The sequence below is a fragment of the Nocardia sp. NPDC060255 genome, from assembly GCF_042727395.1.
Classification (GTDB): Bacteria; Actinomycetota; Actinomycetes; order Mycobacteriales; family Mycobacteriaceae; genus Nocardia.
This window is the reverse complement of the sequence record NZ_JBHXAU010000004.1, coordinates 144,355-158,270: the sequence shown is the minus strand read 5'-3', so window position 1 is coordinate 158,270 and position 13,916 is coordinate 144,355. Positions and strand designations below refer to the sequence as shown.

Sequence of the window (13,916 nt, the reverse complement as noted above, 5' to 3'; positions counted from 1 at the left end):
ACAACCCTGCCCGCAGCCCGCGACGGCACGGCCGGACGCCGCAACCGGTACACCGCCTGGTCACGCCGACAAGTGGGCGCTTGACCATAACTAGGTGCACGGTTGCGCGACCCACCGCCAGTCGACGACCGCAGACGTCGGACCCCCCGAAACATGCTGTCGCACACTCGATCAGGATGGAGCAGGCTGCATAACTGCGGCTGTACTAGTGCGTAAATGACTGGTCAAAGTGGTAACTATCCACCGATCCCGCGTTGAGCGAGGCCGCCGCCCCCTATGCTCATCGCTGGCAGCACATGGTTCAGGAGGGCTTGTCCATGGCGCATACACAGATCAGATATGGCGTGCTCGGCTCGTTCACGGCATGGTGGGATGACCGTGAAATCGAGCTCGGGCCTGCGAAGCAGCAGGCCGTGCTCGCGGCATTACTGCTAGAAATGAACCGTCCAGTATCGATGAACGCGATCATCGATGGCGTATGGGGCGAACACCCACCGAGTGACGCGCGCAACGGAGTACAGACTTACGTCAGCCGCCTGCGCCGGGCCCTGGCGCCGCGCCGCCGGGTCGCCGAACCCGCACTGGTACGGGCGGATACGGGATACGTGCTGCACGGCGACCCGTCGCTGTCCGACCACGTCGCGTTCGACCGGCTCATCGCGACCGCCGAGCGATGCAGGCGCGACGCCGACCTCGCCGCCGCGGCCACGCACACCGACGCGGCGCTGGCGCTATGGCGCGGTGAGCCGTTCAGCGGTCTGGCGGGTCCGACCATCGAGGCCGAACGCCGGCGCCTGCAGGAGCGCTACCTGGCCGCGCTCGAGCACCGCGCCGGGATCAAGCTGGCCCGCGGCCAGCACGCCGAGGCCGTCGCCGAGCTCGCGCCGCTGGTCAGCTCCTACCCACTGCAAGAACGGTTTCGGACGCTGCTCATGCTCGGGCTGTACCACTGCGGCCGCCAGGCCGAGGCGTTGATGGTCTTCCAGGACGCGCAGCGGCGGCTCGCCGACGAGATCGGGATCGAGCCGGGACGCGAACTCCGCGAACTGCACCGGCGGATCCTGCGCGACGAGATCGAACCACCGGCCGAGGAACCGCCAACACAGACCGGTCGGAATGAATCCGGTTACGGTGGAGTAGATTTCGCCGATATTGACCAGAAGTCGTCGTGGCCGACCGCGAGCGTGGCCGCGGAAACAGCTCCCGCGATCGCGTCCGCCATGGGCAGAACAGAATCTCGACCCGAGAGCCGAAACCAATTGCCCGGTGATATCGCGGACTTCACCGGCCGCACCGCCGAAATGGGTCGGCTGCTCACCGACATACCGCCGGAAGCGGCCCGGCCGACCGTTTTCATCCAGGCCATCGACGGCATGGCCGGAGTCGGCAAGACAACGCTGGCGATTCATGCCGCCCATCAACTCAGTAACCAGTTTCCCGATGCCCAGCTGTATCTCGACCTGCACGGGCACGCCGCCGAGAGCGCGCCCATCGATCCGATGGTGGCGCTGGACCGGCTGTTGCGCGCGGTAGGGGTGCCCAGCGAGTCGATACCGCCGGACCTGGATGCCCGAGCGGCGTTGTGGCGCACCGAGATCGCGGCCCTTTCGGCGCTGCTCGTCTTGGACAATGTCGCCGACGCCGCGCAGATTCGACCGCTGCTCCCCGGTACGGCGAGCTGCCTGGTGCTGATCACCAGCCGGCGCCGGCTGGTCGACCTGGAGGCCGCCAAATCCCTGTCGCTGGACGTGCTTTCGCCCGAGGACGCGACGGCGCTGTTCGCCGCCATCGTCCATGACGATCGCGTGCTGGCGGAGCCCGATGCGGTGGCCGAGACCGTTCGGCTGTGTGGTTACCTGCCGCTGGCGATCCGCATTGCGGCCGGTCGGCTGCGCGCGCGGCCGGTCTGGCCGATCGATCGGTTGGCGGAACGGCTTCGACATCCGAGCAACCGCCTCGAGCATCTGTCCGCGGGATCGCGCAGCGTGGCCGCCGCGCTCACCGCCAGCTTTCAAGACCTGCCCACCGAGCAACGGCGGGCGTTCGGACTGCTCGGTCTGCACCCGGGTCGCGACTTCGATACCTATGCCACCGCCGCCCTGGCCGATATCGGGATCGATGCCGCCGAGCAGATTCTGGAGGCGCTGGTCGATGTGCATCTGCTGGAACAGGTTGTCTCCGAGCGGTATCGGTTCCACAACCTGGTGCGTGATTACGCCGCGACCCTGGTCGAGCCGTCCGATCTGGACGGCGGTGCCGCGCTGACGCGACTGTTCGACTACTACCGGTATGCCGCGTGGGCGGTCGGCAGCAAGATCCTCCCCGATCGGATCAGTCGCATCGTCGACCTGCCGAGGCCGGTGACGCCGATGCCCGCGCTGGCCAGTCACCAGGAATGCGTGGCCTGGTTGCACAGCGAGCGGCTCAACCTGCTGGCCATCGCGCGTGAGGCGACCAGGGGCCGCTGGTCGGACTACACGGGGCTGTTCTCCGAGATCCTGTGGTGGCCTTATGTGACCGGGCTGCGCTGCTCCGACGACGCCATCACCTTGCACTTCGATGCGGTCGAAAGCGCGCGCACCAGCGGTGAACAGGCGGAAGAGTGCCGCCTGCTGGTCAATCTCGGCTACACGCTGTGGCGGATGCGGCATTGCCGGCAGGCGTTGGTCGTGCTCGACGATGCGGTACGGCTGGCCCATGGCATGGGCGACTATGCCAGTGCGGCAAGGGCTATGCACCACAGCGGGCTGGTCTACTTCCGGCTGGCCCGGTATCGGGATGCCCTGATGGGTTACCACCAGGCCCTGTCGCTGTCGCGTTCGTCCGGTGACAAGTTCATGGAGGGCTACGCATTACAGGGCTTGGGGCAGGTCCACGAGCGGATGGGTCTCTACGATGACGCGTTCGACTATCTGCGGCAGGCGGTGCGGCTCGCCGACGAGACCGGCGATCCTTATCTGCGCTCCTGCGCGTTGATGCGGATCAGCGACACCGATATGCGGGTCGGCCGATACGACGACGCGCTCGTGCACCTGGAGGACGCGCGGAAGTCGCTGACGCCGATGCCGTCGAATACCTTGTTCCACAACTACTTTTCGATTCGACTCGGCAATGTCTATTGCGCCGTGAAGCAGTACGACGCGGCGCTCGACAGCCTGCGGACGGCCTTGGCGCGGGCCGAACGCAACAACGATCTGATCCTCAAGTGCTGCACGCATCTCGGTATCGGCGATGTCCATCGCAGGCAGGGACAGTATCGAGAAGCACTCGGCCACTACGAGCGGGCGCTGCACATCGCCTACGCGTCCGGTTCGCCGTATGAAGAGGTGCTCGCCTTCGACGCCATCGCGACGGTCAATTACTGCTCGGCGCACTTTTCCGTGGCCAGGCAACGCTGGAAGGCGGCGCTGAAGATCGCTGCCGGCCTTGGTATTCCGGAAACCCAGCGCATCGCCAATCACGTCTCCAGCATCGATTCGACGTTCCTCGCGGCCACCGCGACGCGCGCCGCCGAACTACGCTCGGCCGAGTTCCGCCGCGCCGCGGACCTGATCCGCGGCGGCATCTCGCCCGCGCAGCGCGCGGCGGCGATGGCCGCGATGGCGGACCCAGAGGTGCACTGACAGCGCGGCCAGGTAGGCGCCGACCGCGTTCAACAGCACGTCGTCGACCGATGAGTGGCGGCCAACCGTGCCGCCGCGCTAGCCACCATGCCGCCACACCTGCGGCCGGTACGGCGGCGATAGTCGCGAGCACTACCCCGCCCCACGTCTCGTTCACTCGGCCAGTCTCACCCAGATCACTCGTGCGACAGGTCGGCTACACAAACCCTGCACACAATCCACACTCTTATCACTTGATGGGGCGCAAGCCGATCATGGTGTGGGCGGCGGCGTAGGTATAGCGGCCGTTGCTGCGGGCGGTCAGCTGGCCGCCGCCGGTGAGGGCGTCACGGTCCTTGTTCACCGCGCGGAACGGGATCTCCCAGGTCGTGGTGCCGGATTTCGGGTCGGTGGCCCACAGTCCGGTGAAGTCGGATTGGATGACCACGTTTCCGTCCCATGCGTTGATCGTGCCGGAGCGGTCGGTCTGGATCTGCCACAGGCGCCGCCCGGTTCGCATGTCCAGGCCGGTCATGGTGCGTGCGTCGCTATCCCGGAGTATCGCGGTGTCGCCGACGATCGCGATGGCGGTACCGATCGTGGCGTTGCCGTTGTCGCTGTTCGTATTGCGGAGCTTGGTGATGAGGTCGGGGCTGGTCCAGACGAGGTTTCCGGTGCGGCGATCATGGGCACCGTCGGCGAGCAGGACGGGAATGCTGTCGTCGGTGGGCTGATCGAGCGAAAGGTAGTGGGCGGCTTCGTTATTGCTGGTGGCGAGGACCTGCCCGGTGCGGTCGAGGACCGTGCTGCCGGTGATGTGGTGGGCGGCGCAGTCGGAGTCGGTGCGCACGACCAGCGCCGTGCTGGTCGCGGTGGTGCGGGAACAGCCGCCCAGGTTCGAGGTCCAGGTGGGTTCGCCGGTGGCGAGGTCGAATCCGGCGACCTGGACGCCGAGGGTGAGCAGGCCCTGCCCGTGGGACACGTCCAGCACGTCGGGGTCGATGTCGTCCCAACCGGTGCCCATGGCGAACGGGCGGGACCAGTTCGCGTCGAGGTCGGCGAGTGTGCCGGAATGCACGCGCACGTCGTCGGACTCGACATCACCTTCGGCGACGTACACGCGATCGGCTGTCGTCGCGAGCGCGAAAACGTTCCAATCCGTTGATGTTCGGGTGACCTTGCCGCTGGCGAGGTCGTAGCCGATGACGGCGGCGGACTGCCTGGTGAAGCAGACGAGACGGCCGTCGACCGGGGTGCGGGCACAACCGGCGAGGTCGTCGGCCGGGGCCTGCCAGCGCACGGCGCCGGTCGTGGCATCGATGCCGACCATCTTCGGATCCTGTAGCCACCTGCCGCCACTAGAGGTAGCGACCACGGTGACGAGGGTGTCGCCCGCGTCGATGAATCCCGGGTTGCTCATGTCGTATTCGGTTCCGCCCGTGGGATCACGGAACTCTGCCTTCGAGCCGCCATGGGTGGCGGCGTCGATCGACCACGCGAGACCAGGAGCTGATTCCGTTGTTCCGGTGATCTTCTTCGTGCTGTCGGCGGGCTGCATCAGGACGATAACGGCTCCGGCACTGGCTATTACGGCCGCCGCCGCGGCGATGATCAGACCACGCATGCCCGGAGTCGATGCCATCACCGCACCTCCAGACCGGGAGTTACGGCGATCGACTCCAGCTGTTCGAATGGCAGCGGGTCGGTGGAACCTTCAGCGTTGGAACTCACTTTGACCCGGGTGCCAGACCGGCGGGTGACCGTGACATTGCGGTCTGTCACCGAAATAGGCTGTGCATCAGGCTGATTCGGAGTTCTCGTGTACCGCGACTCCCGGTTCTCGACTACCGCCCCGTCTGGCAGTTGCCGGGACGTGACACGTTCACCATAGGGCGCGTACGCCGCGGCCGATTGATCCGGAAGAGGTTGTCCCGCACTGATCGCGACGCTCAGCTTGGATTGTCGCCCTGGCGTTGTTATCCGAACGGCCTGACACACTCCGCTCGCTTTGCCCATGATGGCGCTCGCCGGTTGCAGTTGTCCCAGCGGTCGGTCGAGCGTGAGTCCGTCGAGTGAGATCTGCGCCAGCACGGCGTTCAGGCGGTGCGCGGCGTCTTGGTCGATCGTGGTGCCGGTCTCCACCCCCGTGCCGCAGGATTCGGGGACGTCCGGCGTGCCCGACGGCACCGGTGCGGTGACACGAAGTCCCGGGGCGGTGGCGATGGCGGCGAGCTCGTCGATGGTCAGCGGCACCGTGCCGGAATGGCTGCTGTCCTGGCCCGCGTCGGTGGCTCTGGTGGTGACGACGGTGCCGTCGGTCAGGTACGCGTCCGCGGAGTGCGTGAGGGTGCGGACCTTACCGACCGCGTACCAGGTGTCGTGCACATCGACGGTCGTACCGTCGGGGAGGTGCCTGCGTTCGTCGAGATCGCCTGCGACACAGGGCGGAACGGGCGCGGCGAACTTGCGGACCGACACCATCAACTCGCCTGCTTTACCGCCGCGGCGAAGGTCGCCGCTGGCCGTGGTCCAGCCACCGAAGTCGGGACGCACACCGGACCCGTTGTCCGGATCGACGATGGGCCGGAAGAACAGCGCCTGGTCGGCAGCGGCGAAGGGGAGAGCGACACCGTCGGGCAGCGCATCCTGCAGCGCCCGCGACATCGCGACCGCCTTCGGACCGGAGAACCACGGATACGCGGGATTGTCGTAACCGAAATTGTCGATCGCGGCGAAGCCCGTCAACTTGCCGTCGCCCGGCGGCTGGACCACGTCGCACCCCGGAATGTCCACCGGAAACACCACGGGTGGAGTGACATACGACCTGTCCACCTCCGGTGCGCGTGTGGTCGACGCGGGCACGGGCGCGGTCGTCAACTCCGGCTCCGGCTTGTGCAACAACCCGCCGACGATCACGCCGCAGGCCACGATCGCCACGCAGACCAGCGCCACCGTCCACCCGGTCACCGTCCGCGACGGCTCCTTCGCCTCGCGATCCTCGCCGCTTTCCATCTCCTGCATCGCCCCTACCTGTTGAGATCCACCGAACGCGGAACACATCCAGACGCGCCCCAGCCGAGTCGCCGGTCGTCGTGCAAGATAGCCCACAGCGGTGACACATCATCCTGAGGACTGCCTTCTGGCCCGCGGATCACCACCGAATCCAGAAGAACGTGCAGGTCAGCTGTTCGGCAGTGCCGTTCGGCCGATCAGCCGTTGAGGAAGCTCAGCAACTCCACAGTCACGAACTGCGGGTTCTCCTCGACGAGCCAGTGGCCTGCGTGCGGAACGTCCACAGCGCGAACGATGTTGATCATGCGGGGAGCCGCGGTGGATCTGATCGGATCGAGTTGGCCCTGAGCGGTCATGAGCAAGGTGGGTACATTGGTCGGGGGTGCCGCCACCGTGTCGCGGACGTCCTTCTCGAGGGCGCGGTAGAGTTCGAAGCCGTCGGACAGCGTTTCGGGGCGGCTGTAAGTTCTTGCATACTCGGTGATTTCGGCGTCAGTGAACGGTGACCGGTCGGAGGTGCCGCCGAAAGCTGTTCCGCCGAACGAGACCTGAGGGTAGAACAGGGACAGGTATTCGCGGACGTTGTCGCCGACCACAGCCTCGGGGACTCGGCGTTGTGAGTGGAAGGCGATGTGCCAGCTCAAGGTTCGGTAGGTGGCAGCGTCGATCGCGGGGCCGGGCAGCGGTAGATCCAGGTAGCCGAGGCGGGTGGTGTCGGCGGGAAACTGGGTGGCGTACTGGTAGGCCACTGCGGCGCCGAAGTCGTGGCCGATAACGCGGGCGTCGCGGATGCCGAGTTGATCGGCGATCAGGGTGTGCACGTATCGGGCAAGGGTGGCTTTGTCGTAGCCGGTCGGCGCACCGGTGCTGTCGCCGAGACCGGGCAGGTCGATGGCGTAGACGGTGTGATGCTCGGCGAGGGCGGGCATGATCGGCCACCAACCGAACCAGGTCTGCGGCCAGCCGTGAATCAGTACCACCGGCGTTCCGGTGCCACCGGTTACGTAGTGCATGCGGACGCCGTCGACGTCGGCGAACTCGTGCCGGAAGGTCTTCTCGAACCCGGGGTCGTGCTGCGTGGCAACGGCGTAGGACGGAACATCGGCCGCCGATGTGGCGCAAGCCGAAGTGCCGATGGCGAGCAGGAGGGCGAGCGCGATAGTCGCGATGGCTCGCACAGATCGGCGGTTGCGGCGAAAGGAGGTCATGCGCCCAGCTTCGCCAGAACCGCCGCAGTTTGGCACGCAAACTTGCGGTTCCGGCAAGATGGTCTCGTGGACCGGGAAACCGAAGATGTACTCGACGTGGTGGGCCCGCGCCTGCGGGCGCTGCGCCGCGATCGCGGCATCACCCTTGCCGATCTCGCGGCGACGACCGGGGTATCGGAGAGCACCCTGTCCCGACTGGAGAGCGGACAGCGCCGCGCGACCCTCGAGTTGCTGCTGCCACTGGCCCGCACCTACGACGTCCCGCTGGACGACCTCGTCGGCGCCCCGCGCACCGGCGACCCGCGAATCCATTTGAAGCCGATCCACCGTCACGGGATGACCTTCATCCCGCTGTCCAGGCGTCCCGGCGGCACCCAGGCGTTCAAGATGCTGATTCCCGCGCAGCCGAAGCCGCTCGAGCCAACACTGCAGACGCACGAAGGTTTCGAGTGGCTGTACGTACTGAACGGCCGCCTCCGGCTCGTCGTCGGCGAACGCGACCTGACGCTGCCACCCGGCGAGGCAGCCGAATTCGACACCTCCTTGCCGCATTTCCTCGGCACCGCCGACGGCCGCGCAGTCGAGCTCCTCATCCTGTTCGGCCTGCACGGTGTCCGCTCACACGTGCGCCCCACCGCCAAGCCCTGACCTGCTGATCGAGCCGGGCCTCAGTTGCGTCGCCCCCTGGTGCGGCGGCCGCACCGAGCTCGACCTGTCACCCTTTCGCGGCCACTCCGGTGGTGGCGAGGATTGTCGCGGCGACCAGTGCCGGGTCGTCGATCATCGGCACGTGACCGACGCCGGGCAGGATCTCGAAGCGCGCCTGCGGTATTCGTTCGCGGGCGATGCTGCCGTTGACATCGACGGGGAGGATGGCGTCGTGTGCCGACCAGGCGAGGGTGATCGGACAGGGCGGGTCGGGCAGCGGCGCCAGCTGTTCATGGTTGCCGAGTAGATCGTCGATGACCGTGCAGCCGAGGAGGTCTCGCGCCGCGTCGAGAACTTGCGCAGGCGTGATCCGGTCCGCTCGGCGAGCGATGTCGCGCATTGCGATTCGGCGCACGAGTCGCGAATGCACTGCGAGAGGCTGCATTCGGTGAGTCAGGCGGGTGAGAGCGATCATTCGCCGCAGCTTCCGCACGCCCGCAGTCTGCCCGGTGCCGCCCGCCTCCCAGAACCCGGCGGGCGAGAGCGCGCAGACAGTGTCGGCCCGGCCACGGCGGGCCAGTTCGATGGCGATCCAGCCGCCCAGCGAGTTTCCCGCCAGGTGCGCTCGTTCGAGCCCGAGGGCGTCCAGCGCGCGTTCCGCGTCGGCGACGCCCGTTACCCCACACGGTCGACCGTGTACAGCAGATGGGTGCCGTGCAGGCCCTTCAGCTCGACCGCGCGTTCGGCGACGACGGCGATATCGGGCTCGTCGGCGACCGCCTCGCGCACCGGCTCGCTGATCAGGATCTCGCCGCCACTCGCCTGATCGGCGACCCGGGCCGCCATGGCCACGTTGCGGCCGAACAGATCATCGCCGCGGCGGACCGACTTGCCCATGTGGATGCCGATCCGCACCCGAACATGCTCGCGGCCACTGAGTTTGGCGCCGTTGCCGAACGCGCCCTGCACCTCCAAGCCGCAGCGCACCGCCTGCGCCGGCTCGGCGAACGCGATCATGAAGCCGTCGCCCTGACTCTTCACGATGTGCCCGTCGCGCTTGGTGACACGGTGCCGGATCAGCCGGTCGTGGCGTTCGAGCAGCTTGACCCAGGATTGGTCGCCCAGCCGCTCGTTGAGGGCGGTGGATCCCTCGATATCGGAGAACATGAGGACGACGTGGCCGTCGGGTGTCAGTCCGGCCAGGTCCGGTCGCTCGACCTGAGCCCAACCCGCCAGGTTCTCGATGGAGGTGAGTACCGCGCTGCGGAATCCTTTCTTGCGCAACAGGTTCGCCGTGTCCCACACGGTCTTCACCGCCTCCCGGCCACTGATCATCAGCAGTTGCCGGTTGTCGACCTTGCGCTGGAGCTCGTCGAACTGGCGGCGACTGCGCGTCAGCAACACGAACAGCACGACCAGACCGACGGCCTCCAGCACGGCGATCGCCGCGAGTACGAGCTCGATCATCAGGTGCTCCGCCGTAGTTGGTGGTCGACGCGCTTATCGGAGGGCGGGCAGGTCGCGCAATTGCCGCCGGGAGGTGATGCCGAGCTTACGGAAGATGTTGCGCAAGTGCGCATCTACGGTACGCGGGCTGAGGAACAGTTTGGCGGCAACCTCTTTGGAGGTGGCGCCCTCGGCGACCAGGCGGGCGATGTGGACTTCCTGCACGGTAAGGGTGTCGGCGACGTCGGCGGATCGACTGCGGGTCTGCTCCCCCGTGCCGCGCAGCTCGGCGGCCGCGCGCGCCGCGAACGCCTCCGCGCCGAGCGCCGACAGTCGCTCATGGGCGAGATGTAATTCGGCCCTGGCGTCGCGACGGCGGCCTTGACGACGGAGCCATTCGCCGTAAACCAGATGGGCGCGCGCCGCCGCTATCGCGAGCGTCGTCGTTTCCAACAGCGCCACGGCCTGACGGTAGGAGTCCTCGTCGTCATCCACCAAAGCCCTTGCGTACATTTCGATTCCGAGCCCCCACGGTTGCCCGCCCGCGCCGGCCCGCTCGGTCAAGCTCGCGAGCGCGGTGCGGGCGGTTTCCGGTTGATGGCAGCGCACCGCGGCCTCGACCAGTTCCGGCAGCGCCTGACCCGCCATCCCGAGGTCGCCGGTCGCGACGGCTCGCTGCGCCGCCTGCAATGCCGCGGGATAGTCGGCGAGGCCGTTGTGCAGGACGGCGGTGGCGTATTGCACGCTGAGGGTCATGTGCGGTCCGACATCGGCGAACAGCTCCTCGGCCTCGGCCCGCCTGCCCCGGAAACCCGCGAGGTGAATGCGCGGGTAGACGAGCGGGGCGGCGCCGGTGGCCTCCGCGATCGCCTCTTCCTCGGAGATCATCGCGGTCGCGGCACCGAAGTCGCCTGCGTGCACGGCGACGGTGGCGAGCATGGCCAGGCCGATCGGCAACATATGAAACGACCCGAGCTCGCGGCCGGACGCGGTGACCCGGGTGGCGATGCCTGCCATGGCGTCGGCGTTCCACAGTTCCACGGCGAGCAGGAAGCCGAGGGTGGGCCACCGGGTCCACACCTCGCCGGTCCCGTCGGCAACGACCGGACGCAGCAGCTTCGCGGCCGCCTGATGGCCCTCGACGGCCAGGGCGACCACGCCGTCCAGCACGATGTCCGCGCTGGTATGCGGTTCCGGGTTGGCCGGCGCGGTGCGCGCGGCGGCGATCACCGCGTCGAGGCCGCCGGTCAGCGTGCCCATCTCGCACGCGTCCAGGTAGTACTCGCGCGCGCGGGCCGGCTCGCGGTCGCTCAGTCGAGCGGCGGCGCGCAGCAGATGGCCGGTCGGCCGGTCGCCACCGCGGAAGCGGGCGAAGGAGATTCGAGCGCGCAGCAGATCCACGCGCGGATCGTCGGAGCCGAGCGTGGAGAGCAACTCGGCGGCCACACCGAAGTCGCCGACCGACAGTTTCGCCTCGACCGCGGCGAGCACTCGCTCGGACCGCATGCCGGGCTCGAGCGTCAGCGCGGCCGCGCGTTCCAGGAACGCGGCCGCGGCCGCCTCGCCGCCCCGCGCCCGGGCACGGGTCGCCGACTGCGTCAGCGCGACGGCCACGTCCTCGTCAGGGCCGACGCTGGCCAGTGCGCGATGCCAGGCGACCCGGTCCGGGTCGGCCACCGGATCGCTCACCTGGGCGAGGGCGCCGTGCGCGCGGCGGCGCTCGGCGGTGGTCGCGGCCTGGTAGACCGCCGAGCGGGCCAGCGGATGAATGAAACGAACCCGGGTGCCGAACTCGACCATCGGCACCTCGTCGGCGGCCGCGTCCTCGACACCCAAGAGCTTCGCCGCGGGCCACAGTAGGGCGGGATCGCCGACCGGCTCGGCAGCGGCCAAGGTCAGCAGCAGCCGCGTCTTGGGCGGCAGTACCTCGAGGCGGGCGCGGAAGCTTCGTTCGGCGGCGCGGGGTGCGGGCAGGTCGAAACCGCCTGCCATGCCTGCCAATCCCGCGGACCGCGGCAGTTCCACCAGGGCCAGCGGGTTGCCGCGCGATTCGGCCAGGATGCGGTCACGCACTCGCACGTCCAGCGAGGCGGGGATCTCGCGGACCAGCACGGCGCGGGCTTCGGATTCGCTCAACCGCTCGACATCCACCCGGGGCAGTTGATCCAATCCGCTCACGCTGTCGCGCGCGGCGAAGACCATCGCCACTCGTTCGGCGCCGATCCGGCGAGCCACGAACGCCAGGGCCCGCGCCGAGGCGTGGTCCAGCCACTGCGCGTCATCGATGAGGCACAGCAGGGGACGATCATGTTCGAGCAGCAGGCCGAGGGCAGCCGCGCCGGCTCGGAACGGGTCGGGGGTGCCGGTCTCCATGCCGAACGCGATCCGCAGCGCCGTGCGATGCGGGGCAGGCAGCGCATCGAGGTGTTCCAGCACCGGACCGCACAGTTGATGCAGGGCCGAATACGGCAGTTCCATCTCGAATTCGGCACCGGTGGCTCGCATGATCAAGAAACCGGAGGACGCCTTGGCCACGTGTTCCAGCAGGGCGCTCTTGCCGATGCCCGCCTCTCCCAGCAGAATCACGGCACCGCCACGGGATTCTCGCGCCTCGTGCAGCAACGCGAGCAGTCGCGCCGTCTCGTCGGATCGCCCGACCAGATAACTCACGACCGCGCCTCGCTGACGCTTGACCCCGTCGTGCTGTGCCCTTGCTTCACTCGCTGCCGCTCACTCACGTACTCGATCTCGGCGCGGACAACGCCGCACGCTAGGTATTCGGATAGGTAGGTATTACCGACGCGAGCCAGTGCCTGCCGTCGCGAGACTTACCGGCATGGGAACGCGATCACTGCCGTACATTACCGGCCACTACGCACCGACGGCCGACGAGCTCACCGCCTTCGAGCCGACCGTGCACGGCACGCTGCCGCCGGAATTGACCGGCCGCTACTTCCGTATCGAGCACAATCCCAAACCCGTTGTGACGCCGACACTCCCGCTGCGAGTTCCGGCAGGCAGCCGCGGGCAGTGCATCCAGGACCAGGGCTGACTCGTTCCCACGAAATTCCGAAAACCGCACCGACACAACAGGAAAGGCTCGTCATGGAGCAACACAGCACTGCCATCGACACCAATGACCAGGCCGCGTACCTGCGTCTGCTCAACGACTGGTTGGCCACTTGGAACGGCGACTACACCCGCGCCGACGACATCATCTCCCCCGACTTCCGGGTGCACGCCGCACTATTGGGCGACGACGATCGCGCTATCGAAGGGCCGGACGGTTTGGTCGAGTGGATCGCCCAGATCCGAGCTGCTTACACCGAACTGGTGTTCACCGTGGAGGTCGGGCCCATCGTCGATCGCGACCATCTCGCGTTCCGCTGGATCGCCGTCGGCACCTACGGCGGCGGATTCCCGGCCGCGACCGCCCCCGCGGGTACCGCCATCCGATTCACCGGCATCGACATGCTGCGGATCGAGCAGGAGCAGATCGCCGAGTACTGGGTGAACTCGGACACGCATGTGCTGCTGGCCACACTCGGCGTCCACGCCTGAATCAAGGAGAAGACCATGTCCGCTGGAACCCTGCTGCGTAACCGCGCAGAGCACGCTCGTTACCCTGCCGCTCGGTCGGTCATCATCGCCGCATGGGCGGTGCCCGTCCTGATCGTCGGCCAGTTCGCCATGGTGGCTGTCGTCCCGGTCACAGTCGTGCTGATCGGCACGCTGCGCGACGCCCGGCTCCGTTCGCTGCGCCCTTGGGCCGGCGCGCTCGCCGTGGCTTACGCTGTGCCACTTGGTATCTGGATACTCCGGCCCGACCGTGCGCAGAGTCTGTCGAAGGACATGCATCCGGTCCTCGCCGGCGTAGTCGTCGCCGCAGGCCTCGCTGTCGCCGGTGTCTACCAGCTGCGACGGCGGCGCTGAGCACTGATGGCAAGTCGTTGGCCACCGGGTGCTCACCGGTGGTTTAACGGTATGGCCGGAATCCGCT

General features: G+C 67.7%; 10 protein-coding genes and 1 pseudogene. 5 read left to right on the top strand and 6 right to left on the bottom strand.

The window, feature by feature from the left end:
- Positions 1-317: 317 nt before the first annotated feature.
- A complete protein-coding gene (locus ACFWF1_RS11015; RefSeq protein WP_379281612.1) occupies positions 318-3,623 on the top strand; it encodes a BTAD domain-containing putative transcriptional regulator in 3,306 nt (1,101 codons plus the stop codon).
- Between the two features lie 229 nt (positions 3,624-3,852).
- Here ACFWF1_RS11015 and ACFWF1_RS11010 read toward each other — a convergent pair whose 3' ends face one another.
- The 3 genes from ACFWF1_RS11010 to ACFWF1_RS11000 form a co-directional block, all read right to left on the bottom strand.
- On the bottom strand, positions 3,853-5,244 hold the full coding sequence (locus tag ACFWF1_RS11010; RefSeq protein WP_379281611.1) for a PQQ-binding-like beta-propeller repeat protein: 1,392 nt from the start codon (positions 5,242-5,244) through the stop codon (positions 3,853-3,855).
- Entirely contained in the window at positions 5,244-6,623 is a 1,380-nt protein-coding gene (locus ACFWF1_RS11005) for a hypothetical protein (RefSeq protein ID WP_379281610.1), read from the bottom strand. The genes ACFWF1_RS11010 and ACFWF1_RS11005 overlap by 1 nt, the downstream gene beginning before the upstream one ends.
- A 188-nt stretch (positions 6,624-6,811) precedes the next feature.
- Positions 6,812-7,822, bottom strand: a complete 1,011-nt coding sequence (locus ACFWF1_RS11000) for an alpha/beta fold hydrolase (protein ID WP_379281609.1) — start codon at positions 7,820-7,822, stop codon at positions 6,812-6,814.
- A 66-nt stretch (positions 7,823-7,888) separates the two neighbouring features.
- On the opposite strand from ACFWF1_RS11000, the gene ACFWF1_RS10995 reads away from it, so the two are divergent.
- Complete coding sequence (locus tag ACFWF1_RS10995; protein WP_379281608.1) at positions 7,889-8,470, top strand: helix-turn-helix domain-containing protein; 582 nt, start codon at positions 7,889-7,891, stop codon at positions 8,468-8,470.
- Between the two features lie 67 nt (positions 8,471-8,537).
- Here the strand turns inward: ACFWF1_RS10995 and ACFWF1_RS10990 are convergent.
- The 3 genes and pseudogenes from ACFWF1_RS10990 to ACFWF1_RS10980 all read right to left on the bottom strand — a co-directional run.
- Positions 8,538-9,257: pseudogene (locus tag ACFWF1_RS10990) on the bottom strand (alpha/beta fold hydrolase); the annotation flags it as partial.
- A complete protein-coding gene (locus tag ACFWF1_RS10985) occupies positions 9,146-9,937 on the bottom strand; it encodes an adenylate/guanylate cyclase domain-containing protein (protein WP_379281607.1) in 792 nt (263 codons plus the stop codon). The pseudogene ACFWF1_RS10990 and the gene ACFWF1_RS10985, both read right to left, overlap by 112 nt.
- Positions 9,938-9,970: 33 nt before the next feature.
- Positions 9,971-12,586, bottom strand: a complete 2,616-nt coding sequence (locus ACFWF1_RS10980) for an AAA family ATPase (protein WP_379281606.1) — start codon at positions 12,584-12,586, stop codon at positions 9,971-9,973.
- Positions 12,587-12,752: 166 nt separating this feature from the next.
- On the opposite strand from ACFWF1_RS10980, the gene ACFWF1_RS10975 reads away from it, so the two are divergent.
- Genes ACFWF1_RS10975 through ACFWF1_RS10965 form a run of 3 tightly spaced genes read left to right on the top strand, consistent with a single transcriptional unit; the run spans position 12,753 to position 13,849 of the window.
- On the top strand, positions 12,753-12,968 hold the full coding sequence (locus tag ACFWF1_RS10975; protein ID WP_379281605.1) for a hypothetical protein: 216 nt from the start codon (positions 12,753-12,755) through the stop codon (positions 12,966-12,968).
- A 53-nt stretch (positions 12,969-13,021) separates the two neighbouring features.
- The gene (locus ACFWF1_RS10970; protein ID WP_379281604.1) at positions 13,022-13,477 is read left to right on the top strand and encodes an ester cyclase; all 456 of its coding nucleotides are present in this window, start codon (positions 13,022-13,024) and stop codon (positions 13,475-13,477) included.
- A gap of 15 nt (positions 13,478-13,492) precedes the next feature.
- On the top strand, positions 13,493-13,849 hold the full coding sequence (locus ACFWF1_RS10965) for a hypothetical protein (RefSeq protein ID WP_379281603.1): 357 nt from the start codon (positions 13,493-13,495) through the stop codon (positions 13,847-13,849).
- Positions 13,850-13,916 lie beyond the last annotated feature (67 nt).